We start from the raw sequence: 22,228 nt of genomic DNA on the forward strand, positions 1-22,228 counted from the left end.
GATTCTCTTTCCCCCATTTACCGGATTATTATATTCTTATCTGGTTACAAATCGGTTACATTTTAAGGCTTTTCTGTAAATAAACAATGTATTTTTTCAAGTACAATCTGACTTTGGCACAGGTTCCAAAAAGCAATCAAAAAAGAACCTTTTTCCAGGTATTTCATATATATAAATTACAGGCAGCAGGGAAAAGGTGAGAAAAATATGACGAATTTTTTTATAGTCGGCGGCGATGGACGTCAGCGCCGGATGGAGCAGCTTCTTTCAGCTCAGGGCTATCCTGTTTTTTCCTATCAGGGAAATGACGGCGATCTGCCGAAGGAGAAATTAAAGGAGGCCTCCATCATTCTGGGACCGGTGCCGTTTTCACGGGATAAAATACACATTTTTCAGGCGTTTCCAGAGGTTTCCGAACCCTCCCCCTCCCTGACGATTTCCCGGCTGCTTGACGGTCTCCATAAGGGGCAGCTCCTCTTTGGCGGCGGCCTGTCTGCCTTCGTGAGGGAGTCCTGTCAGAAAAAAGGAATTTTATGGAAGGATTTTATGGAAATGGAGGAAATCGCCCTGGAAAATGCCATTGCCACGGCAGAAGGGGCCATATGCTTAGCCATCCGCGAAAGTCCCTTTAATCTCCATCTGAGCCGCTGCCTGATCCTGGGCTACGGGCGCTGCGGCCAGGCGCTGGCAGACCGGCTAAGGGGCATGATGGCCGAGGTAACTGTCTGCGAAAAATCCCCCATAAAGCGGACGCTGGCTGTTACCCGCGGTTTCCTCGCCGTTTCTCCTGAAATGCTGGGCAAGGTTCTGCCTGGGAAGCAGCTCATTTTCAATACCGTTCCTGCACCTGTACTCACCGGATCTTTTTTACAGAAAATTCCAAAGGAAACCGCTCTTTTTGAGCTGGCGTCCCCGCCCGGCTGCGCCGATGAGACGGCCTGTCATCAGGTGGAAGTCCGGCGGATTGCCTGTCCGGGGCTGCCAGGCCGCTTCAGCCCGGATTCTTCCGCCCGCATCCTGTGCCGGGCCGTACTCCGTGTCCTTGGAGAGGGACAGTAAAAACTACTACTTTTTATGTATAGAGGGAAATCATCATGTCTCTGAAAGGAAAAAAGATCGGTCTGGCTGTAACCGGATCCTTTTGTACCTTTGATAAAATAGAACAGGCCGTACAGACCCTGGCACGGGAGGAGGCAGATATCTTCCCCATCTTCTCCTCTCATGTCCAGACCATACGTTCCCGCTTCGGCAGCACCGATGAATACATCCGAAGGATCAGCGGTCTGGCCGGCCGGGATCCCATTCTGACCATAGAAGCCGCAGAGCCCATCGGCCCCAAAGGGTATCTGGATATCCTTCTGATCGCCCCCTGTACGGGAAATACCCTTGCAAAGCTGGCAAACGGCATCACTGACACGCCCGTACTGATGGCTGCAAAAGCCCATCTGCGCAACGAAAAACCCCTTGTGATCTCCTTATCCACCAATGACGCCATGGGGATGAATTTTAAGAACATCGGAATGCTGTTCCCCTGCAAAAATGTGTATTTCGTTCCATTTGCTCAGGATTCTCCGCAAAAAAAGCCCTGTTCCCTGATTGCGAAAACAGAGCTTATTGTACCGGCTCTTAATGCTGCCTTAGAGGGACGGCAGCTGCAGCCGGTATTATACGGGCCGGAATAAATCCTTACAGGAAAAGTTCATTCTCCCGCCGGATATCCTTTAAAGGCAGAAGCTTCTGACCCAGCATCTCCTGCGCCGGGTCAGGAAGCTTCTTTGCCCCAATGGGACAGACTGCCAGACAGCGCAGACAGAGAATACATTTCTCCCGGTCCGTCATCCCAGGGGATTCTTTTGAAATCGCTCCGGCCGGACATTTTGCAGCACAGAGTCCGCAGCCTACGCAGCAGTCGCTGATTACAGGCACCACATCCATTTTCTTCCAGTCCCTGTAAGGGCGGTTTCCGGGCACTTTAGGCTCTTTTATTCCTGTTGTTTCCAGTTTTTCCAGGATCCTTATGCCAAACCCATGAAGCTCCTTTCGATCCGCCTCATCAGGGCGGCCGGCGGCTACCAGGCGCACCATGGAATGTTCCGCAAGAACAGCGGCAGAGGAAACGACGGCAAAGCCCTGGGCCTTCAGGGTGTCATTTAGTTCCACCAGCGTATCCTCAAAAGCCCTGTTTCCATAAACCGCCACAGTCACAGCCATGGCCCCGTTTCCCTTCACCTGCTTTAAACGCTCTGCCATCAGTCCCGGAATCCGGCCGCCGAAGGCGGGAGCGGCTGCCACAACCAGTTCTCCCTCCTTAAACGCCGCGCCTTTAAAATCAGGGTCCGCAAGATCTGCCTCTTTAACCTCTTTTCCAAGGCTCTCTGCCAGATAGAGGGCCGCCTTCTTTGTTCCTCCCGTGGGGCTGAAATACAGCGCCCATACACATTCTCTCATTTTGCTACCTCCTTGTTTTCCCCATACGCTCCGCCCGCAAAGCAATCATCTCCCCGGCTACGCTGACTGCGATCTCCGCCGGTGTTTCCGCATGGATCGCCAGACCAATGGGCATATGGCAGGACTGGATCTCTTCTGCTGAAAATCCGTCTGCCAGCAGCCGTTCTGTCACCACGCGTATTTTATTTTTACTTCCCATGACTCCCAGATAACAGGGCTTTAAAGCCAAAGCCTGTTTCTGTACATAGTAGTCATACTGATGGCCTCTTGTCATGACGCAGACATAGTCCTGAGGCCGGATCGCCACATAATCCCCGATCCGTTCCAGATTTCCCACGATGATCTGATCCGCGTCGGGAAATACACCGGGATTGGCAAAGTTTTCTCTGTCATCCATAACCACACAGCGAAAACCCACCCGTTTTAATACCGGCACCAGTTCCTGGGCCACATGGCCGCCTCCAAAGATGTATACGGTGCCGGACTGTACCAGAGGCTCAGAATACCAGAAACGCTCCTCTGTCTTCAAAGTGACGGCAGCAGGGCCAAAAAGCTTCTCTAAGGTTTTTGTGTTTTCATATCCCAGCCCTAAGACCCCGGTCTTTTCACTGTAAAGCCCCATTTTCCAGGCATTTTCCTCTGTCAGATCCAGGATCAGCCAGCTGTCCTCGTCCACCTCCAGCATAGCCAGCGCCCGATCCACAAGCTGCAGCAATTCTTTATCCTCCGGATCTGCATACTGGATATATACCGTCACATTCCCTCCGCAGACCATGCCGATATCTCCCTCTTTGCCGCGCGTCAGGGTAAAGCTAAAAAGCCCGGACTGCTTTAAACGCACTGCCTCCTGGCAGGCTAAGGTCACCTGATACTCCACCGCGCCTCCGCCTACAGTTCCAAGGGACGAGCCATCCGCTCTCACAAGCATCCTCGACCCCGCCCCCCTGGGGGCAGAGCCTGCGCTCTCTATAATGGATGCCAGTGCCGCGCCCTCCTCTCTCAAAAGGCATTTTTTCAGTTCCTGAAACAGTTCTTTCATTTCTTCACCTCATTTTCTTTCGGAAAATACCGTTTAAACAGCCGTTAACTGCTCCTGTTTTTCCATTTCAGAGTTCTCCCTTTAACAGCAGGATCGCCGATGGATCCACTTGAAGATAGGGCGGGACGGCTCCTGCCGCATCATGAGTATGTATGGTCTTTTCCCGTTTCCACCACAGGCCGTTTTCCAGTGTGATATGCCACTCAAAGGGCATTTCTGATATCCTCGGTGCGCCCACAGGAATACAGTTTTTATACCCCAGCGCGGCCGCCTCTTCTGTGCTTACCGCCTCAAAATCATGGGCCCGAATCCCCACAGCGGCGATATCGTCTCCCACTGGCCGGTTCACCGTCAGCTCAATGCCGCCCCAGTCCAGGGCGCAGACCTGATACTCTCCCACTCTGCGGATCCGGGAAATATTTTTGCAGCCCGTAAGCCGAGCCCCTTTGCATATCGACGGTTCCGCAAAAATTTCCCTGGTTTTCCCCCGCACCAGCACCTGCCCCCGATCCATCAAAAGCAGCTCCGGGCACAGCTGATACGCCTCATCCCGGTCATGGGTGACCAGGATAGAAACGCCGTCATAATCCTTTAATACTTCCGCCAGCTCCAGCCGCAGTTTTTCTTTCAGATGGGTATCCATGGCAGAAAACGGTTCGTCCAACAGCAGTACCTCCGGCTCATATGCCAGGATCCTTGCAAGCGCCACTCTCTGCTGCTGTCCGCCGGACAGTCTGGAAGGGAGACACTGCTCCAGACCAGTTAAACGAAACCTCTCCATCATCTCCCCTACCTTTTTGCGGATGGCCGTATGCGACCTGGCCGCCGCTCTCCTGCCGCCCGCCACGGCCTTTGCCCCCTTTCCCTTTAGTCCTGCGGCAATATTTTCCTCCACGGTCATATTGGGAAAAAGGGCATAATTCTGGAATAAATATCCCACCCGGCGGACCTGGGGCGTCTCATTGATTCTCAGAGAAGAATCATAAAGCACTCTTCCTCCCGCCGCTTCTCCCTGGGCATACTGTAAAGCAATGCGCCCCCCATCAGGCGTAACGATGCCTGCAATGGACTTTAATGTCATGCTTTTTCCGCAGCCGGAGGATCCTAAGATCCCCATACAGCCCTTTGCTGCTGTGAAACTCACATCCAGAGGAAATTCCCTCAGCTGCTTTCTTATCTCAACTCCCAGGCGGAGCCTGTGTTCTGTCTCAATCGCCATATTTCTTTCCTCCTGCCTTTAGCGCTCCCAAATTCATAAGGATGATGGAGAGAAAGGCAATGACAACGATAACTGCCACATAGGAGGTGGCTGCCTCCATATTTCCCGCCGCCACCTCAGAATACACCGCCATGGGAAGAGTCCTTGTCTTTCCCGCAATATTTCCCGCGATCATGGAAGTGGCTCCAAATTCTCCCAGCCCCCTCGCAAAGGCCAGCACTCCCCCGCTTAGGATACCGGGAACTGCATTTGCAAACAGTACCTTCCAGAAGATCTCCCACTCGCTCATCCCCAGTGTCCTTGCCGCCGCGGCCAGATTGGGATCCACCTGCTCAAAAGCCCCTCTGGCGGAGCGGTACATCAGCGGAAATGACATAACCACAGCGGCCAGCACTGTGGCTCCCCAGGAAAACGCAATCTTAACGCTGAAAAAGTCAATGAAAAACTGACCGATGGGCCTTTTTACTCCAAACAGATAGAGCAGAAAGAACCCTGCAACTGTAGGCGGAAGCACTAACGGCAGCGTCAGGATGCCGTCGCATATGATCTTTAACCGGTCACTGTGAAGGCGAATCACTGCCCAGGCTGCAAAAATCCCCAGGAAAAAGGTAATAAAAATGGACAGACTGGCTGTCTTTATGGATATCAGGATGGGAGACCAGTCCATAAGCGATCCTCCTTTGCTTTTTGTATACACGCTGGCGTACCGGCCCTAAGTCAGACATGAAACCTCAGCTTCCTGCTGAAAAACCGTAGGAGGCAAATACGGACATGGCCTCATCGCTCTTTAAAAACGCTTCAAAGGTTTTCGCCTCCTGAGGATGGGCGCTCTTCTTTACCACTGCCACCGGGTAGATAACCGGCTTGGACAGGCTGCCCTCCGGCGCCTCAGCCACCACTTCCACCTTGTCCGCCATGCTGGCGGCATCCGTGGCATATACAATACCGGCATCTGCGCTGGAGACAGCCACCTGGTTTAATACCTCTGTCACATTCGATCCAAAGCTTACCTTATCCTGAATCTTATCCCAGATTCCAAGGTTTGTAAGAGCTTCCTCGGCGTACTGTCCGGCAGGAACACTGGCGGGATCGCCCAGGGCAATGGAAGCTGCCTCCTGGATGTCTGCAAAGTTTTTAAGCTCTGCCGCATTTCCTGAGGGAACGATGAGCACAATCTTATTTTCCAGAAGATCGGTAATTGACTCTGTATCGATCAGCCCCTCATCATTTAAGGCATTCATCTGCTTTTGTGCAGCCGACATAAATACATCCGCATCAAGTCCCTCCTCAATCTGAGTCTGAAGCTTCCCTGAGCTGTCATAGATGCCTGTGACCGTAATATCTGGATTCTGCTCCTCAAACATGGGGATGAGTTCGTTCTCAAAGGCATTCTTTAAGCTGGCTGCCGCCGCCACCCGTATCTCGGTGTGTTTGCTGTCATTGGCTGACGTTGTCTCTGTTTCCTTTGCTCCATTGGAACAGCCTGCCAGCATTCCTGCTGCCAGAAGGACAGCTGCCGTCATACGGATCTGTTTTCTCATTTTCATTTTCTCTGTTCTCCCTTCTTTTTTCTCTCATCTTCCTTATCCGACGTCCCTTATCGGGCGCATTCAGAGGCGCTTCCCCGTAAAATCCGGATCCCGTGATCCAGCGGATCCAGAATGTACCCCAGGCTCTCTCTCACTGCCTTGGGACTTCCCGGAAGATTTACGATCACCGTACCCTTTCGGATCACCGATACGCCCCGGCCCAGCATGGCCCGGTTGGTCACTTCCATGGATTTACAGCGAATAGCCTCAGCGATACCGGGAGCGATGCGGTCTGCCACCGCCAGAGTGGCCTCCGGCGTCTGATCCCGGAGAGAAAAGCCAGTTCCTCCGCTTGTCACCACCAGATCCAGCTGACGGGCATCTGCCAGACGAATCAGCTGTGTCTTAAGCATTTCCGGATCATCGGGCAGAATCAGCGTCTCCGCCACCTCATATCCGGCCTGCTCCAGCATTTCCTTTGCCGCAGGTCCGCTCTCGTCCGTCCGCTCGCCTCTGGCCCCCTTATCGCTTAAGGTGATAACTGCCGCCTGGAACGGACGGTCTTTTGACGGAAAAATTGTTTCCATGGTATCGCCGGAACGGATCCGTCCTCCTTTTAATACCCGTGCAAATACTCCCTCTCTGGGCATGATACATTCTCCCATTTTGTGAAAGATAGCGCAATGGCTGTGACATTCTTTGCCGATCTGGGTCATTTCCAGAACCGCATCCCCGGCACAAAAACGGGTTCCTACCGGCAGAGAGCTGAAATCAATCCCTTCAACCACCAGGTTTTCCCCGAAGGCCCCATCCTCTACGCCGGCCCCACGGTCGTTAAATTCCTTTATTTTATCATAGGAAAGAAGACTGACCTGACGGTGCCATTTTCCTCCGTGGGCGTCGCCTTTAATTCCAAAATTTTCCAGAAAACAGCCTTCCTCTATGCTGTGTTTCTCTGTTCCCTTGCGACTGCTGATACAGATCGCCCGAACAACCCCCACAGGCCCTTTCCTCTCCTTCTCGTCCATTTTTCATCCTCCGATCGAACTCATATTGTGTGATTCCGTGATTCGGCCCGGCGTCTCAAAACAATGAGCCCTGGGTTTTTTAAGGATCGCAGCTTCCATCGCCGTCTGCAGACGCCTCTGCAAACATTCCTCATGGATATCCAATCCATCCGGCCAGCCAAAGCGGCTTTCTTCTTCCGGCCGTTTTATCCCCTCTCTTAACACCGCCCGCAAATCGATTCCGTCCTCGTAACAGAGACAGGTCTTTAGATAGCCTCCGGCAGTCAGCCGCACCCGGTTGCAGGAAGAGCAGAACATTCTGTGGACCGCACTGATCAGGCCAATGCTCCCCTGAAAACCGGCCGGCTTATAATAAACCGCAGGGCCGAAACCATGCTTTTTACTGTCCTTTTTTAAGCCCGGATATGTGGTTTGAAGCTCCGAAAGCAGGGTTCTATGATCGATGGTCTTAAACTGCTTTCCATAGCCAATGGGCATTATTTCTATAAAACGCACATCCACCGGATATTGCCTGGCAAGCTCCGCTATAGAAAGCCAGCTGTTTTCCCTCTTTCCCGGCCCGTCCTTCCATTGATTAAAATCAATTGAGACCGCATTGATCTTCACAGGAATGGGAAGCTCACTTGCCCCGCAGATCACCCCCATTACCTTATCCAGGGCATCTGCGCCAGTGATGGCCTTATATAGCGCTCTATCCAGGGTGTCCAGACTGATATTGACCGCGTCCAGTCCGGCATCCAGCAGCTCATCCATATAAGTTCCCAGGAGAACTCCGTTGGTCGTCAGGGTTACCTTCTCAATGCCCGGAACCCTTTTAAGCCTCCTTATAAGCTGAGTACAATCCTTCCTCACAAGAGGCTCCCCGCCGGTAACCTTAATGTTTCGGATCCCCAGACGCGCCGCGCAGACAGCAATAGCCTCAAGCTCTTCCAATGACAGGATATCCCATCTGGAGATGCATTGGATCCCATGAGGCATACAGTACCGGCATCGAAGATTGCAGCGGTCAGTAACGGATATCCGCATATAATCTATCTCCCGTCCTGTCCCGTCCTTCATCCTTTGCGCTCCTGCTCCCTTCCTTCATTGCAAAACTCGCCGCTTTTGCCGCCGGATTTATGAGCCAGATAAATATGCCCCAGTTCCATGGTCTTATCCACTGCCTTGCACATATCATAAATGGTAAGAAGAGCCACATTCACTCCGGTCAGAGCCTCCATCTCCACACCGGTACGTCCGGCAGTCCGGGCCGTGCAGACAGCCTCAATCTCATTTCTCTCCTCATGAACCATAAAATCCACTGTCAGTTTCGTCAGGTTCAGCAGATGGCACAGAGGAATCAGTTCCGAGGTTCGCTTGGCTCCCATGATTCCGGCCACACGGGCCACCCCCAGCACATCTCCCTTTTTCATTGTGCCTTCCTTCACCATTTTCAGGCATTCACGGCTCATAAAAATGCTTCCTCTTGCAGTGGCCTCCCGATTCGTCTCCTCTTTTTCACCCACATCCACCATCCAGGCATTTCCCTGTTCATCAAAATGTGAAAAATTCATTATTCTAGACTCCTTTTCCAAATCCGCAGTTTGGGAAGGTACACACCGGACAGTCCAGACACAGACCGCCCTGTCCCAAAGCAGCCAGTTCCTCCGGTGTCACCTCGTCATCTGCCATCACTCTCGGCAGGATAAGATCAAAAATAGTTCTCCTGGCGTACATCACGCAGCCGGGAAGGCCCATGACAGCCGCTGTGCGGCTTGTTCCCTTCTCCTTTACCTCCAGATAGGCTAACAAAAACATGGCTCCTGGAAGGACGGGAGCACCGTAGGATACCACTCTGGCACCCGTATTTTTGATGGCGAGAGGGGTCTTGTCATCGGGGTCCACGCTCATGCCACCGGTACAGACCACTATGTCTGCACCTTTTTTGACCATATCCAAAATAGACGCTGTGACCTTTTTATCGTCATCATTCCAGGTCACATGATCGATGATCTCGGTGCCAAATTCCCTCATTTTTTCCCGGATAACCGGGGTAAATGTATCCTGGATACGGCCATAGAAAACCTCATTTCCCGTAGTGATGATCCCTGCCTTTTTATGTACAAACGGCTTTAGCTCCAGGATGGGACGGCCGCCGGTAGCGCGAAGCGCGCATTCTTTGGCCTGCCTCATCCTTTCCTCCTCGATCATCAGAGGAATGATACGGGTACCTGCCAGCCTGTCTCCCTTTTTTACGGCAAAATTTCCATGGCGGGAGGCAATCATCATCTGGCCGAAACCGTTGACCGCTTTTAAGCCCTGATTGTCTACTTTCAGCAGACCGTCGCAGGACGCCGTAAGTTCAATCTTGCCTTCCTTTGCCTGGGAGCGCTCCATATGACTGCCCCGGCACAGCGCGCACAGAATCTCGGCCGCATCATTCTCATGGAGCATTCCCTCCTCCTTCTCCCAGACGTAGAGCTGATCTTTTCCTGCGCTTAAGAGAACGGGAATATCCTCCTTTGTGACAATATGCCCCTTGCGAAATACGGCATCCTTGGAAACACCCTTTATGATTCGGGTAATGTCGTGACAGAGCACCGCTCCTTCTGCATCCGTTGTTTGGATCAGTTTCATATGCTGTAACCTCCACCGTTATTGATTCGTAAAAATAACGCTAATGAAATGATAGCACGGCTGGAAGGGTTTGTAAACCTCAATCCCTTTGAAAACGAACGGTTAATTTACAAAGTGGACGCTGGATTTTTAAGATCGGTTCTGCCGCTTTTTTCTTCATCGCACGAAGGATCTGTAAAATTTTATCCTCCTCTGCGTTTCGCTCCGTATATGCACGAATACTTCTTCTGTGAAAAATAGCATCCATTGCTGCTCCATTCTTCCCAGTTATATTATATCCCGGTCTCAGCAAACAAAAAAAGAATCTGCTGCTTCCTTCAAATCAGGATGAAACAGATTCCTTTTGCTGTTTAAAAGATGCGAATTTCCAGCCGCGGCCTATTCCTTTTCCGAACCGCCTGATCCGTCCTCTAAATTCAGACGGGTAAATACCATGTCGTAGCCGTCGCTTCCATAGTTAAGAGATCGGTTTACACGGCTGATAGTAGCGGTGGAAGCGCCCGTTTTTTCCGCAATCTCCAAATAGGTCTTGCCCTCTCTGAGCATCTTGGCTACCTCGTAGCGCTGAGAAAGGGAAAGGAGCTCATTAATGGTGCAGACATCTTCAAAAAATTTGTAACATTCTTCCGGGCTTTCAAGGGTAAGGATCGCGTCAAATAAGTGATCCACAGCTTCTGTTTTGATTTTTTTATTCATGCTTTTATCATCTCCTTATGGCTGTGATTGATTTATCCTGGGCTGTTTTTCCCTGATAGGGGGAAACAGGATGACATTTTCATACTCAATGGTTACTGCGTTTTTTGCTGTCCCCAATCATTTTAACATATTAAAGTTTGAAAGTCCATATCTGAAACAAGGAGATGTTGGGAAAATATACTATATGGGAAAATATACTATAATATGTAAAAAGTCAGCCGTATAACCCCTGGCACATATCTGTGTCCTCTTGTCCGCAGACGGTATGTATGTTATACTATACAGCGAATAATAGGGGATCTGCAGGCAGTCCTGTCCGGGCTCTGCCTGCAGATCCTGCAACCTACATAAAAGGAGGCCAATCATATATGCAGTACCGCATTGAACATGATTCCATGGGAGAGATCCAGGTTCCCGCCGACCGCTACTGGGGCGCCCAGACCCAGCGGAGTTTTGAGAATTTCAAGATCGGAACAGAAAAAATCCCCATGGAAGTAATCCGGGCCTTTGCCATCCTTAAGAAAGCGGCAGCCATGGCAAATAACCGGCTTGGCAGACTGGATGAAAAACGGCTGTCTCTTATAAGCGCCGCCTGTGATGAGATCCTTATGGGGAAACTGGACGAACACTTCCCACTGGCCGTATGGCAGACAGGAAGCGGCACTCAGTCCAATATGAATGTAAATGAAGTCATCGCCAACCGTGGAAATGAAATCGCCGGGGAAAAGCTGCTTCATCCCAACGATCATTCCAATATGTCCCAGAGCTCCAACGATACCTTCCCCACTGCCATGCACATCGCAGCGGCAACGGAGATCGAGGATAAGCTCTTCCCGGCTCTGGATCTGCTCATCATTACCTTTGACCGCCTTATGAAGGAAAACGAGGGCATCATAAAAACAGGACGCACCCATCTTCAGGATGCCACCCCCATTACATTTTCCCAGGAAATCAGCGGCTGGAAAAATATGCTGGAAAAATCAAAGGAAATGCTGACCTTAAGTTTAAAGGGCCTGCGTGAACTGGCTCTGGGCGGAACCGCAGTGGGAACCGGCCTAAACGCTCCCAGAGGCTTTGACACCGAGGTGGCAAAGGCTGTTTCCGAGCTTACAGGCAAAGAATTTGTCACGGCTGCCAACAAGTTCCATTCTCTCACCAGCAAGGATGAGCTTGTTTTCGCCCACGGAGCGTTAAAGGGCCTGGCGGCCGATATGATGAAGATTGCAAATGATATCCGCTGGCTTTCCAGCGGCCCGCGCTGCGGTCTTGGAGAGATCTTTATCCCCGAAAATGAACCTGGCAGCTCCATCATGCCCGGCAAGGTAAATCCCACCCAATGCGAGGCTGTCACTATGGTCGCGGTTCAGGTCATGGCAAACGATGTAGCCGTAGGCATGGCAGCCTCCCAGGGCAATTTTGAGTTAAACGTATTTATGCCCGTATGTATTTACAATTTCCTCCAGTCCGTCCGCCTTCTCGCTGACGCTCTGGTATCATTTAACCGTCATTGCGCCGCCGGCATCCGGCCAAACCGGGAAAAGATGGACGAAAATCTCCGTCGCTCCCTGATGCTTGTAACCTGCCTAAATCCTTATATCGGCTATGAAAATGCGGCCAAAACAGCCAAAAAGGCCTATAAGGAAAATATTTCCCTGAAAGAGGCCTGTGTTTCCCTGGGCTTTCTCACAGATGAGGCTTTTGACGAGGTATTCCGGCCGGAAGCCATGGTCTGACGGCCCCATACACATTCGGGCATTCCCAGTATAAACCGCACAGCTGCCCCGGCAGAACCGAATCTGCCGGGAAACAGCGGACACATACCATCTGATCCATGTTCCCGGACTTCTTACGATCTCCCGGAATGCACAATCAACCACAGGAGGAAAACCATCATGGATATCAATCAGGCATCCCTGCAGATGCATTATGACCTTAACGGAAAGATCGAAGTTATTTCACGCAAGAAAATTGAGACAAGAGAGGATCTGTCTTTAGCCTACACCCCCGGAGTTGCCGAGCCGTGCCGCGTAATCGCCAGGGACTACGAGCAGTCCTTTAAGCTGACCCGCCGCTCCAACCTGGTAGCTGTCATCACTGACGGCACCGCTGTTTTGGGCCTTGGTGACATCGGCCCTGCTGCCGGTATGCCGGTTATGGAGGGAAAATGCGCCCTGTTTAAGGAATTTGCAGATGTGGACGCATTCCCCCTGTGCATCGACTCCAAGGATACTGATACCATTGTGCAGACCATCGCCCTGATCTCAAAAAGTTTCGGCGGCATTAACTTAGAGGATATTGCTGCCCCACGGTGCTTTGAGATTGAGCGCCGCTTAAAGGAAATGTGCGACATCCCTGTATTTCACGACGACCAGCACGGCACTGCCATCGTTGTAGCTGCCGCTCTGTTGAATGCCATCAAGGTAACTGGCAAAGAAATGGGACAGCTGAGGATCGTAATCAACGGAGCTGGAGCCGCAGGCATTGCCATCGGAAAACACCTGATCAACATGGGCTTTGGAAATGTGATCCTGTGCGATATCAACGGCATTATCTGCGAAGGGGATGAAGGCTTAAATCACGGTCAGGAGGAAATTTCTCATATCAGCAACCGGAACAAGGAGCACGGCACGCTTGCCGATGCCTTAGAGAACGCAGACGTTTTCATCGGCGTGTCCCGTCCAGGCCTGGTAACAAAGGAAATGGTAGCCTCCATGAACAGGGGCATCGTATTCCCCCTTGCCAACCCAACCCCTGAAATCATGCCTGACGAGGCGCTGGCAGGCGGCGCAGCTGTAGTGGGTACCGGCCGCTCTGACTTCCCCAACCAGATCAACAACGTGCTGGTATTCCCCGGCGTATTCAAGGGCGCTCTTTCCGTCCGCGCAAAGGAGATCACCGAATCCATGAAGCAGCGGGCTTCTTACGCCATTGCCGACATGATACCTGAGAATGAACTGACACCGGAAAACATCATCCCCTCTCCTCTCAACAAGGCTGTGGCTGACGTAGTAGCAAAAGCCGTAGCTGACGTGGCTGTGGAGGAAGGGATCGCACGGATCTGATATTGGCCGCGTATTGGAGCAAGAACAGAAATGATCATACGAAATGAGGAAAAAAAAGACTTTGAGGCAGTGGAAAAGCTGACGCGGAGGGCATTTTACAATGTATATGTTCCCGGCTGCACGGAGCACTATCTGATCCGCCTCATGCGGGAGCATGAGGATTTTATCCCTGCGCTTGATTTTGTTCTGGAGGATGAGGGACGCATCATCGGAAACATCATGTATACAAAAGCCACTCTCACCGACGAAACAGGATTTGTAAAAAATATACTTACCTTCGGTCCTGTCTGCGTGGCCCTGGAGCACCAGCGAAAGGGCCTTGGAAAAATGCTCATGGAGCATTCCTTTCAGGCAGCCGCAAGGCTGGGCTATGATACTATCGTCATCTTCGGCAGCCCGGCAGTTTATGTCAGCCAGGGCTTTAAAAGCTGCAGGAAATTTAACGTCTGCATTGAAAAGGGCATTTTCCCCGCCGCCATGATGGTAAAGGAACTGATCCCCGGCGCTCTGGACGGCCGCAGATGGCTCTACCAGAGCAGCCCTGTGATGGCAATTTCCGAGGATGAGGCCAACGCCTATGACGATACCTTAGAACCCATGGAAAAAAAATATCAGCCAAGCCAGGATGAATTTTATATTATGAGCCATTCCTTTGTGCAGGATTAAACATTCCTTAATTTAATCGAGTAGGGGGGAGTGATTAGCTCCCGTCCGCCCACACCACCGTGCGTACCGTTCGGTACATGGCGGTTTCAATAGTCGATGTGCAGAGACTGATAGGCTGTGGCCAAATCATAAAAGCCCCAGTTTATCAGTCTTTCCTTCGTTAATGCTCTTTGTACCACTCCGCTTCCCGCCATCCGCCAGTAAGCTTTCCGGCTATATGCTCCTTCGCTGGCTACCCATTCCGGCATTCCTAGTACTATCAGCTTTCTTTTGCGTGTCTTTGGCAGCTTCCACTGTTTCCAGATACACATCCGTATCCGGCGGTACAGCCATCCATTCAGGCTTTCGATGTTCTTCTTCATATCTGCTATCCCGTAGTAGTTTAGCCATCCTCCCATGTATACTTTTATCTTCTCCATGGTTCGGATGATACTGCCGCACCTGCTTCGGGAAGTAAGCTCACGCAGCTTATCCTTGGCTTTCTTCCATGGACACGGATGTAAATTCCTTTTCCGTTCTTCCCAAAACAGAAGCCAAGGAACTCAAAATTTCGGATTGCGATCATGCTGACCGTCCGGCTCTTTTCCCGATTCACTTTCAGCTTCAGTGTCTCTTCCAGATATTTCGTACTGCTCTCCAACACTCGTTCCGCCGCCCGTTCACTCTTCGCCAGCAATACGATGTCGTCTGCATACCGGATACTCGGTACGTCACGTCTGTGGTATTCCCGGTCGAATTCATTCAGATACACATTTGCTAACAGTGGGGATAGATTCCCTCCCTGGGGAGCGCCTTCCTCTGTCTCTGTTACAACACCCTTTTCCATCACTCCACTTTTCAGATACCGCTTTACCATCTGTATCACTCGTTCATCCTTTACCTGCCTTCTCAACAAGTTCAGCAGGATTTCATGGTTCAGCGTATCGAAATACTTGGACAGGTCAAGAACTACTGCTCTCGTATATCCCTGCTCTATATATTCCTTTATTCTCTCAATGGCATCTTTTGCGCTTCTTCCCGGTCTGTAGCCGAAGCTATCATCCGAAAACAGTGGCTCAAAGACTGGCGTGAGCTGTTGCGTCATCGCCTGTTGGATAATGCGGTCTATGACGGTTGGGATACCCAGCTTCGGGATTTCCACTCTTCTGACCGGCGATGGGGTATATTTCCCCTTTCGCATTCTCTCTATCAACTCGTGGTTATGTTCCTTTAGCCATGGCAGTGCCGCTTCGATGGTCATTCCATCTACTCCCGGCGCTCCTTTGTTTGCCTTCACTCTTTTATAAGCCCTGTTCAGGTTGTCCTTATTCAGTATCTTACCTAAGATGTCCGGCTCTGCACGGTCTCTTTCCTTCCATATCTGGTTGAATGAACGGTGCGCTCTCACATACCCTTTACGTTCCGCGCTATCTCTTTGTGAGAAGCTTTCTTTGTTTTCTGTACCCATCTGCCCATTCCCCCTTTCCCAGTCGTACTAAAGACTCCTATTGATTCGGTCCTTCACTGAAAAAAACAGCTACTATGACCTCTGCTGACTTCTGTGCGTTCAGCACTACCTCACGATACAGGTTACTCCTTTCGGAGCGTTCCACACAGACCTCCCCGGGTACCACACATTTCTTTCCCTTTATCCATCTGCCACATTTACTGCACATGATTCCGTGTAGCTATCGGGCTTCATCTTGTGTTGCAGACTTACCCTCATGCACAGCCTTATATACGATTTCTGTTCGTCAGACCAGAGGTTTGCCCATGGGTTAGTTGGTTCCCCACATCCGGCTTCCTTCAGATTTGCAGTCACCTGCAACACCCTTACCTTCGGCTATGTCCTTCCCGCTACCGGCAGACTTGGGACTTGCACCCTTAAGAAACGTGCGCCGCCAGGCGCACAACTGAAACCAGGGGGGCGCGGCTTATATATAAGCCGCGCCCCCCTGGTTTAATTTAGGACTATTTTAATATCAGTGTCGGACAGCTCCTAGCCTGAGAATTCATATTTACCCACCGATTCATTCGCACTTGCTCCCCATCAAATAAGATGTTTACATGATCGAAAAATGCCATTTCCGGAAAACGCCATTCCATCATCAGCGCATTCGCACTGTTCCAGTACGCAATAGCTGAAATCCGTGATATATCCTGCTCATACTGATGATGAAGATAAGAACACGTCATAGTAGTTTTTCCGCAGATCCAGTGCTCCAGACCTGCCACAACCTCATGACAGCCTCGACTATCTTCCATCACGTACCGCACGTGATCCCTCTCAAAATGCAGCTCCACTCGTTTCACACCGTTACAATTTTCCTCTGGTATCCATACAAAATCTTTTTCCTTCAGCTGTATATGTTCCTTTACTGAGGCATTCTTTCCTTCCAGAGTCATACGCAGTCCTTTCTGAGTTAATATCTCATCTTTCACAGATGCATTCTCCCAATTAGTTTCCTGATCTGCCTTTACCTTGTCCACAATTTCCGTCTGAAATAATCTCATGGCTGTGTAATGCTCATCTGCCGCTGTCATCGCAAAAACCATATCCAGCTTGGGAACCTGACCACAAATCTGCCCAAACATCCCTCTACCTGCCCAAATATCATCTATATGATCCCAGTGGAAATTGTATTGAAGTCCGTTCTCCGGTGGAATCGGATCCAGATACCCCATAGCATAATCAATCCACTGTCGGGAAATCAGCTGCTCCCCCTTCCATTTTCCTTTATTCAGATAGAGAAGCCCTATCCGTAGCATATCTTCTACTGTAAGGGATACGCCATTCCCTCCAGAACAAACGCCCTCTGGACTCAGCATCCATGAAAATTCTGTCAGACCTATCTTTTTCCCGATTCGTTCCCAGATCAGTTCCCGACAGGTCTTTTTTTCCAGTTTTTGAACAATATAAGACAATATATAGCTGTTGCCACTGGAATACATATAAACCTCTCCCGGTTTTTTGTCAAAGGGTACTTGAAAATACGCATCTTTCCAGCTGCTTTTTAAAGGTCTCCATTCATTTCCGCCAATACTGCGTTGCTGTCCATTTCGCATAGTAATCATGTTCCGAATGGTACAGGCACTCAGATATTTGTTGGCGTTCTTTCTATATTCCGGAAAATATTTTAAAATAGGATCGTCTAATGCCAGAAGACCATCTGTGTATGCCAATGCCACCGCTGTATTGGTCAGAATTTTCGTAAATGAATGCATAATATGGGGAATATCTGCAGCATAGGGGGAATTATAAGCTTCAAAAACAACCTTCCCATGTCGGGCAATCATGATTCCATGAATCTCTGTCTCTGCCTTTTCACAGGCATTTAAGAAATCAATAATGTATTCTGGGTTGATTCCTTCCTGAGAGGGAAACGACCGTTCAAGTTCATTTTTCATTGTCGTGACTCCTTATTCAAAAAATGGAAATACCTGAGGAAGGATTGCCACACAGCAGACCCAGGTAATGATTAAAAGAGGCCAACCAAAACGAGCAAAATCCTGAAACTTCAGTTTGGTAAAAATCATCATGGTCTGATTTGTTCCTGAGGCAATTGGAGTTAAGTAAGAGCAGCCTGCTCCAATAGCAATTGCTAAAACAATGGCCTGAGGATTCGCTCCAAGAGTCTCTGCAATTGAAATTCCAACCGGAGCCAGCATACCTGCGCAGGCCATGTTATTCATAAACTGTGTTGCAATGGAGGCACCAATACAGAGTACAGCCGTAATCAGATACAGATTTCGAGATGTCCCAATTACACTGATAATTGCAGTTCCAAACAAATTACCGAGCCCGCTCTGATTCATAATCGCGATCATCAGATTAATACCTGCACAAAATAAGATCATATTAGCATCAAGAGAACTGATTGCTTCCTTGGGACTTACAACCATAGTGAGCACTGCAAGAGCAATCATCGCATATCCTACCAAATTCGGATCAACAGAAATCACCTTTAAAGATTTCAGCACCAGCGCAGCCACAAATACAAGGAATGCAATACCCACAACTTTCTGCTTATTTTTCTGAGCATCTGTCAATGTCTGAACTTCCATTTCATCACCAAAATCATCATATGACTTACACCATCCATTCATGATTACCATATAAATACCGCCCAGGATAAAAATAGGGATTCCAACCCATGCAAAATCCAGCATTCCAAACAAAGCTATCCCAGCCTCTTCCAATGCTGAATTTGCATAAACATTGGTAGGTGTTCCAATCAAAGTAATCGCTCCACCTAATGTTGTTGCAAAAATAACGAAGAGTACCAGTTTGGAAAGGCTGATTCGGTTTTTTCTGGCAATGCTCTTTAAAACAGGCAGAAATGCAAGAGCCACATAGCTATTTTGTAGCACAGTGGAAATCAGGCCAGAAAATAGATATATGATAGCAAAAATCATCATTTCCTTTTTCTTTCCCATTTGAGAGCTGGTAGCCCGATCCATAAAATCACCAATGATTACATCCAATCCTGTAGCTGCAATCATACCGGAAAACATACAGATAATTACCATTAAGTGCAGGCTGGAGCTGTTTAACACACTATAAATCCCATCCGCATCCATTACACCTGCAAAGAATGCCACTGGGGCTATGCTTACAAATGTCATCCAGTTTGGAAACTTCGGGTGAGCCAAGACGACCACAAAAATAATCAGGCAGATAAATGCCCATATTAAAGGCATATTCATACTGTATCCTCCTTCAGTAGCTATACTGTATTTTCTTTCATCTCTGCTGGCCAGCATTGTATTTTGACAAATACAGTATAATTCATTCTACAGGATCGCGCCAATGCCAAAACAAAATAGGGCTATAGCTTTATGCTATATCCCCATTTTTCCAACTTTCTTCAGATACTTTAAAATTTCTTTTTCTCCTGCCAACAGAGCATTTCGGATGCAGGCAACACAGTATTTTTCCTCTTGAGAAAAGGATTTGGTACGAAGAAAAACCACGCCCGAAGAAGCTGTTATTTCTTCCTCAATCTGATAAAAATTTAACCGTTCTGCATGATTTACATAAGCCAAATGCCCTACATTAACCACACAGCAACCAATCCCGCTTTCTGCCGCCTGGATGGCAAGCGGACTGCTTGTTACCAGCAGCTTCGGCGTAATTTTGTATTTTGTATGTTGGACCAAGCGCTCAATCCCTTTACGAACAGATGTAGACTCCTCCTGAAGGACAAAATCCATGGAAGGAAGTATTCCCATATTTATATATGGAAAACAACTGTCTACCCTATGCTCCACATATCTGCTGATATCATAACGCTCTGGTACGATAAGAACAAACGGATCGCTGCTGAACCTTTCATACCCAAAATCAGGATTTTTTTCCACATCTGGCCCAATCACAAAATTATACTTCTTTTCTTTCAGCGACTCCTCAATATCCTTTGACATGATATTAAACAATTCCACCCTACACCCCGGATACCGCTGTTTCACTTTTTCCGCTACATTAAAAATGGATAGGGATGCCGCATTCAATGTCATGCCAATTCGAATCCTGTTCATATTCGCTTGCTTGAATTTTCGCAATTCATGCTCCATGGTTCCCCGTAGCAGCTTTATTTCCTTGGCATACTTCAGATAAATCTTTCCTGCTTCTGTCAATTCCGTTCCATTGATGGTGCGTACAAACAACCCCACTCCCAGATCATGTTCCAAACTGGAAATATAACGGCTTAAGGACGGCTGGCTGATATAAAGCATCTCTGCCGCCTGAGAGATGCTTCCACATTCGGCTACTGCAATCACATAATCAATATCACGTTCCATGCTAATCTAAATCTCTTCCTTAAGGGACATTTCCGTATGTACTCCGCTATTCTGTTGATAAAAATCGTTTCCTACATCAGGTTCGCCGCAAAAGGAACTGCGATCACCGTCATAAGCCCGGCCACTGCAATCGACAGACTGCTCATGGCCCCTTCGATCTCTCCCAGTTCCAGGGCCTTGGCCGTGCCGATGGCATGAGCGCTGGTGCCAAGGGCCAGACCTTTGGCTACAGGATGGCGGACACCTGTAAGATGCAGAATAATCTCACCAAGTACATTTCCGATCACACCGGTGAGAATAATACTCATAACAGTCAGCGTGACAATTCCGCCCGCTTCCTCGCTGACACCCATTCCAATAGCCGTGGTTATGGACTTTGGAAGCAGCGTCACATAATCGATATGGGTCAGCCCCAGGATCCGGCTCATGAGGAAAATACTCACTGCACTGGTGATAACCCCGGCAGTAATGCTGAGAGCTACGGCAGCGCCGTGCTTTTTCAGCAGGTGGAGTTGCTTATACAGAGGGATAGCCAGGCAGACGGTGGCCGGTGTCAGAAGCCAGCTCAGGTAGGAGGCTCCCTGGTTATATACCGTATAATCCTCCCCTACGCCCACAAGAAATACAATAATAATCGCCGCCGATACCAGCAGCGGGTTTAAAATAGCCAGCCGTGTTTTTTCTTTCAGCCAGCAGGCAAACAGATAGGCTGCAATGCTGAATACAAGCCCCCAATACTGGGACTGATCTAAAAATCCCTGTAATGTCTCTTTCATCTTACCGTCCTCCCTGTTCTCTTTCTTTCTTTTCCACCATATGCTGAGCCACCTTTCCGGTCACTGCCATAACAGCGATAGTGGACACTGCGATGATCAGAAGAAACGGAAGCAGTACCGTCCGCAGCTGATCCGCGCACTCGATGATTCCCACCGTAGCGGGAATAAACATCATGCTCATGGTATCCATAAGAAAGTTGCCGGTGCCTTCTACACTCTCAAGCTTCACCGCGCCGGTGAGAAGAGTGCCCAGCAGCAGAAACAGGCCGTATACGCCTGCGGGTACAGGAAGAGGCAGGAACTGATTTAAACATTCTCCCGCCAGTGTGATCCCCAAAATAATGCCAATCTGTTTTACATACTTCATGTCTTTTTCCTCCTGTGTCATGCTGTCATATTCTACCACTGCATTTTTCCATATGCAAGGTGTGAAATGCCAAAATACAGAGAAAATACAATCTTGCATTTGACTGGCGCAGGGCCTAAAATAAAACCAGCGGACGCCTTGTCCTCCGGCCTCTGCAATTTTTAACGAAAATAATTCCCTTTGGAAAGGAAAATTTTATGAGGTTCTTTTTTGAAACAAAACTGACCCAAAAATGGAACCGGAAGCTGTCCGGGCTCCTCTCTGCCTGCGCCGCCTCCGGCGATATTTTTGACCCCCTCGGCACAGATGGAGATGGTTTCTGGCTGGCTGCCGATGAAAAGACAGGTTCGCTTGCAGGATGCCTGATCCTGTTTCAGACAGGGGAGGCTTCCTGGGAATGTATTCCTCTTACAGATCCCGGCTGCCGGAAAAAAGGCGTATTCTCCGCCCTTTTATCAGAGGCCTGCAAAGCCGGAAACTGTCCCGGAGAAGAAGAACTCTGGTTCACCTGCCGTCCCGGACAGAAAACCTGGGCCGCAGTTCTTGAGGCAATCCAGGCAGAGAAGGTTTATGACGAGTATATGATGGAGCTTTCTTTAGAAGGATTTATGTTTCCCCGGACAGCGCCCTCTTTCCCCGTCACCCTGTTTCTCCCTGATGGAAAACGAAACCATGGGGCTGCGGCTGTTTCTTCTGATCAGCCGCAGCTTTCCCCGGAAAGCGCCTCCTTTCAGGATACCGGCCGCGCCGTCGCTCCTCATGTATCCTGTTTCTTATCCCCCCAAGGGGGGAGGGTATATCTCTCTCATCTGGTCACAGAGGAGCCTTACAGGAACCAGGGACTCGGCGCCGCCTTTTTAACGAATCTCTTTTCCCGTCTGGCCGCACTCGGCTTTACCGCTGTCAGCCTTCAGGTTTCCGGTGAAAATGAGCCTGCCCTGGCGCTGTACAAAAAAACGGGCTTCCGCATAACGGAAACCCTGTCCTTTTATCTCTATTAA

21 protein-coding genes and 1 pseudogene are annotated in these 22,228 nt (G+C 49.6%); 6 read left to right on the forward strand and 16 right to left on the reverse strand.

Annotated elements, in window-relative coordinates; genetic code table 11:
* Window positions 1-207: 207 nt before the first annotated feature.
* Together HW447_RS07515 and HW447_RS07520 are read left to right on the forward strand one after the other, a co-directional pair.
* The gene (locus HW447_RS07515; RefSeq protein ID WP_176254704.1) at window positions 208-1,059 is read left to right on the forward strand and encodes a dipicolinate synthase subunit DpsA; all 852 of its coding nucleotides are present in this window, start codon (window positions 208-210) and stop codon (window positions 1,057-1,059) included.
* Window positions 1,060-1,094: 35 nt separating this feature from the next.
* Window positions 1,095-1,682: a dipicolinate synthase subunit B gene (locus HW447_RS07520; protein WP_176254705.1), complete on the forward strand. Its 588-nt coding sequence runs from the start codon at window positions 1,095-1,097 to the stop codon at window positions 1,680-1,682.
* 4 nt (window positions 1,683-1,686) lie between these two features.
* Here the strand turns inward: HW447_RS07520 and HW447_RS07525 are convergent, their stop codons facing one another.
* From HW447_RS07525 to HW447_RS07570, 10 genes are all read right to left on the reverse strand, one after another.
* A complete protein-coding gene (locus HW447_RS07525; protein ID WP_176254706.1) occupies window positions 1,687-2,448 on the reverse strand; it encodes a 4Fe-4S binding protein in 762 nt (253 codons plus the stop codon).
* Window positions 2,449-2,452: 4 nt separating this feature from the next.
* Window positions 2,453-3,487 carry an XdhC family protein gene (locus tag HW447_RS07530; protein WP_176254707.1) on the reverse strand — a complete coding sequence of 345 codons (1,035 nt, stop codon included), beginning with the start codon at window positions 3,485-3,487 and terminating at the stop codon, window positions 2,453-2,455.
* Between the two features lie 67 nt (window positions 3,488-3,554).
* A complete protein-coding gene (locus HW447_RS07535) occupies window positions 3,555-4,700 on the reverse strand; it encodes a sulfate/molybdate ABC transporter ATP-binding protein (protein WP_176254791.1) in 1,146 nt (381 codons plus the stop codon).
* Window positions 4,696-5,373, reverse strand: coding sequence for a molybdate ABC transporter permease subunit (modB, locus tag HW447_RS07540; protein WP_176254708.1), 678 nt, complete (start codon window positions 5,371-5,373; stop codon window positions 4,696-4,698). Before modB ends, HW447_RS07535 begins: the two co-directional genes overlap by 5 nt.
* Window positions 5,374-5,437: 64 nt before the next feature.
* Entirely contained in the window at window positions 5,438-6,247 is an 810-nt protein-coding gene (modA, locus tag HW447_RS07545) for a molybdate ABC transporter substrate-binding protein (protein WP_176254792.1), read from the reverse strand.
* 56 nt (window positions 6,248-6,303) lie between these two features.
* A complete protein-coding gene (locus HW447_RS07550; RefSeq protein WP_176254709.1) occupies window positions 6,304-7,263 on the reverse strand; it encodes an MOSC domain-containing protein in 960 nt (319 codons plus the stop codon).
* A gap of 3 nt (window positions 7,264-7,266) precedes the next feature.
* Entirely contained in the window at window positions 7,267-8,322 is a 1,056-nt protein-coding gene (gene moaA / locus HW447_RS07555) for a GTP 3',8-cyclase MoaA (RefSeq protein ID WP_176254710.1), read from the reverse strand.
* Complete coding sequence (moaC, locus tag HW447_RS07560) at window positions 8,319-8,816, reverse strand: cyclic pyranopterin monophosphate synthase MoaC (protein WP_176254711.1); 498 nt, start codon at window positions 8,814-8,816, stop codon at window positions 8,319-8,321. The genes moaA and moaC overlap by 4 nt, the downstream gene beginning before the upstream one ends.
* Before the next feature lie 4 nt (window positions 8,817-8,820).
* Complete coding sequence (locus HW447_RS07565) at window positions 8,821-9,879, reverse strand: molybdopterin-binding protein (RefSeq protein WP_176254712.1); 1,059 nt, start codon at window positions 9,877-9,879, stop codon at window positions 8,821-8,823.
* A gap of 378 nt (window positions 9,880-10,257) precedes the next feature.
* On the reverse strand, window positions 10,258-10,575 hold the full coding sequence (locus tag HW447_RS07570) for a YerC/YecD family TrpR-related protein (protein ID WP_176254713.1): 318 nt from the start codon (window positions 10,573-10,575) through the stop codon (window positions 10,258-10,260).
* Between the two features lie 368 nt (window positions 10,576-10,943).
* Between HW447_RS07570 and fumC the strand changes: the two genes are divergently transcribed.
* From fumC to HW447_RS07585, 3 genes are all read left to right on the forward strand, one after another.
* Window positions 10,944-12,308, forward strand: a complete 1,365-nt coding sequence (fumC, locus tag HW447_RS07575) for a class II fumarate hydratase (protein ID WP_176254714.1) — start codon at window positions 10,944-10,946, stop codon at window positions 12,306-12,308.
* A 159-nt stretch (window positions 12,309-12,467) separates the two neighbouring features.
* The gene (locus HW447_RS07580) at window positions 12,468-13,637 is read left to right on the forward strand and encodes an NAD(P)-dependent malic enzyme (protein WP_176254715.1); all 1,170 of its coding nucleotides are present in this window, start codon (window positions 12,468-12,470) and stop codon (window positions 13,635-13,637) included.
* Window positions 13,638-13,667: 30 nt separating this feature from the next.
* Window positions 13,668-14,303 (forward strand): GNAT family N-acetyltransferase, encoded by a 636-nt coding sequence (locus HW447_RS07585; protein WP_176254716.1) that lies wholly within the window; start codon window positions 13,668-13,670, stop codon window positions 14,301-14,303.
* 86 nt (window positions 14,304-14,389) lie between these two features.
* On the opposite strand, the pseudogene ltrA reads toward HW447_RS07585, so the two are convergent.
* The 6 genes and pseudogenes from ltrA to HW447_RS07615 form a co-directional block, all read right to left on the reverse strand.
* Window positions 14,390-15,750: pseudogene (gene ltrA, locus HW447_RS07590) on the reverse strand (group II intron reverse transcriptase/maturase).
* A 503-nt stretch (window positions 15,751-16,253) separates the two neighbouring features.
* Complete coding sequence (locus tag HW447_RS07595; protein ID WP_176254717.1) at window positions 16,254-17,690, reverse strand: serine hydrolase domain-containing protein; 1,437 nt, start codon at window positions 17,688-17,690, stop codon at window positions 16,254-16,256.
* A gap of 12 nt (window positions 17,691-17,702) precedes the next feature.
* The gene (locus tag HW447_RS07600; RefSeq protein ID WP_176254718.1) at window positions 17,703-18,989 is read right to left on the reverse strand and encodes an SLC13 family permease; all 1,287 of its coding nucleotides are present in this window, start codon (window positions 18,987-18,989) and stop codon (window positions 17,703-17,705) included.
* 135 nt (window positions 18,990-19,124) lie between these two features.
* Window positions 19,125-20,084 carry a LysR family transcriptional regulator gene (locus HW447_RS07605; protein ID WP_176254719.1) on the reverse strand — a complete coding sequence of 320 codons (960 nt, stop codon included), beginning with the start codon at window positions 20,082-20,084 and terminating at the stop codon, window positions 19,125-19,127.
* A gap of 71 nt (window positions 20,085-20,155) precedes the next feature.
* Window positions 20,156-20,860, reverse strand: coding sequence for an LrgB family protein (locus tag HW447_RS07610; RefSeq protein WP_176254720.1), 705 nt, complete (start codon window positions 20,858-20,860; stop codon window positions 20,156-20,158).
* Between the two features lies 1 nt (window position 20,861).
* On the reverse strand, window positions 20,862-21,227 hold the full coding sequence (locus HW447_RS07615) for a CidA/LrgA family protein (protein WP_176254721.1): 366 nt from the start codon (window positions 21,225-21,227) through the stop codon (window positions 20,862-20,864).
* A 197-nt stretch (window positions 21,228-21,424) separates the two neighbouring features.
* Between HW447_RS07615 and HW447_RS07620 the strand changes: the two genes are divergently transcribed.
* A complete protein-coding gene (locus HW447_RS07620; protein ID WP_176254722.1) occupies window positions 21,425-22,228 on the forward strand; it encodes a GNAT family N-acetyltransferase in 804 nt (267 codons plus the stop codon).

It is taken from the genome of Enterocloster alcoholdehydrogenati, from assembly GCF_013282095.1.
Classification (GTDB): Bacteria; Bacillota; Clostridia; order Lachnospirales; family Lachnospiraceae; genus Enterocloster; species Enterocloster alcoholdehydrogenati.

What these genes read in the sequence shown, in the direction of transcription:
- HW447_RS07515 (WP_176254704.1), top strand. Translation starts at nt 208, where the DNA reads ATGACGAATTTTTTTATAGTCGGCGGCGATGGACGTCAGCGCCGGATG.
- HW447_RS07520 (WP_176254705.1), top strand. Translation starts at nt 1,095, where the DNA reads ATGTCTCTGAAAGGAAAAAAGATCGGTCTGGCTGTAACCGGATCCTTT.
- HW447_RS07525 (WP_176254706.1), bottom strand. Translation starts at nt 2,448, where the DNA reads ATGAGAGAATGTGTATGGGCGCTGTATTTCAGCCCCACGGGAGGAACA.
- HW447_RS07530 (WP_176254707.1), bottom strand. Translation starts at nt 3,487, where the DNA reads ATGAAAGAACTGTTTCAGGAACTGAAAAAATGCCTTTTGAGAGAGGAG.
- modB (WP_176254708.1), bottom strand. Translation starts at nt 5,373, where the DNA reads ATGGACTGGTCTCCCATCCTGATATCCATAAAGACAGCCAGTCTGTCC.
- modA (WP_176254792.1), bottom strand. Translation starts at nt 6,247, where the DNA reads ATGAGAAAACAGATCCGTATGACGGCAGCTGTCCTTCTGGCAGCAGGA.
- HW447_RS07550 (WP_176254709.1), bottom strand. Translation starts at nt 7,263, where the DNA reads ATGGACGAGAAGGAGAGGAAAGGGCCTGTGGGGGTTGTTCGGGCGATC.
- moaA (WP_176254710.1), bottom strand. Translation starts at nt 8,322, where the DNA reads ATGAAGGACGGGACAGGACGGGAGATAGATTATATGCGGATATCCGTT.
- moaC (WP_176254711.1), bottom strand. Translation starts at nt 8,816, where the DNA reads ATGAATTTTTCACATTTTGATGAACAGGGAAATGCCTGGATGGTGGAT.
- HW447_RS07565 (WP_176254712.1), bottom strand. Translation starts at nt 9,879, where the DNA reads ATGAAACTGATCCAAACAACGGATGCAGAAGGAGCGGTGCTCTGTCAC.
- HW447_RS07570 (WP_176254713.1), bottom strand. Translation starts at nt 10,575, where the DNA reads ATGAATAAAAAAATCAAAACAGAAGCTGTGGATCACTTATTTGACGCG.
- fumC (WP_176254714.1), top strand. Translation starts at nt 10,944, where the DNA reads ATGCAGTACCGCATTGAACATGATTCCATGGGAGAGATCCAGGTTCCC.
- HW447_RS07580 (WP_176254715.1), top strand. Translation starts at nt 12,468, where the DNA reads ATGGATATCAATCAGGCATCCCTGCAGATGCATTATGACCTTAACGGA.
- HW447_RS07585 (WP_176254716.1), top strand. Translation starts at nt 13,668, where the DNA reads ATGATCATACGAAATGAGGAAAAAAAAGACTTTGAGGCAGTGGAAAAG.
- HW447_RS07595 (WP_176254717.1), bottom strand. Translation starts at nt 17,690, where the DNA reads ATGAAAAATGAACTTGAACGGTCGTTTCCCTCTCAGGAAGGAATCAAC.
- HW447_RS07600 (WP_176254718.1), bottom strand. Translation starts at nt 18,989, where the DNA reads ATGAATATGCCTTTAATATGGGCATTTATCTGCCTGATTATTTTTGTG.
- HW447_RS07605 (WP_176254719.1), bottom strand. Translation starts at nt 20,084, where the DNA reads ATGGAACGTGATATTGATTATGTGATTGCAGTAGCCGAATGTGGAAGC.
- HW447_RS07610 (WP_176254720.1), bottom strand. Translation starts at nt 20,860, where the DNA reads ATGAAAGAGACATTACAGGGATTTTTAGATCAGTCCCAGTATTGGGGG.
- HW447_RS07615 (WP_176254721.1), bottom strand. Translation starts at nt 21,227, where the DNA reads ATGAAGTATGTAAAACAGATTGGCATTATTTTGGGGATCACACTGGCG.
- HW447_RS07620 (WP_176254722.1), top strand. Translation starts at nt 21,425, where the DNA reads ATGAGGTTCTTTTTTGAAACAAAACTGACCCAAAAATGGAACCGGAAG.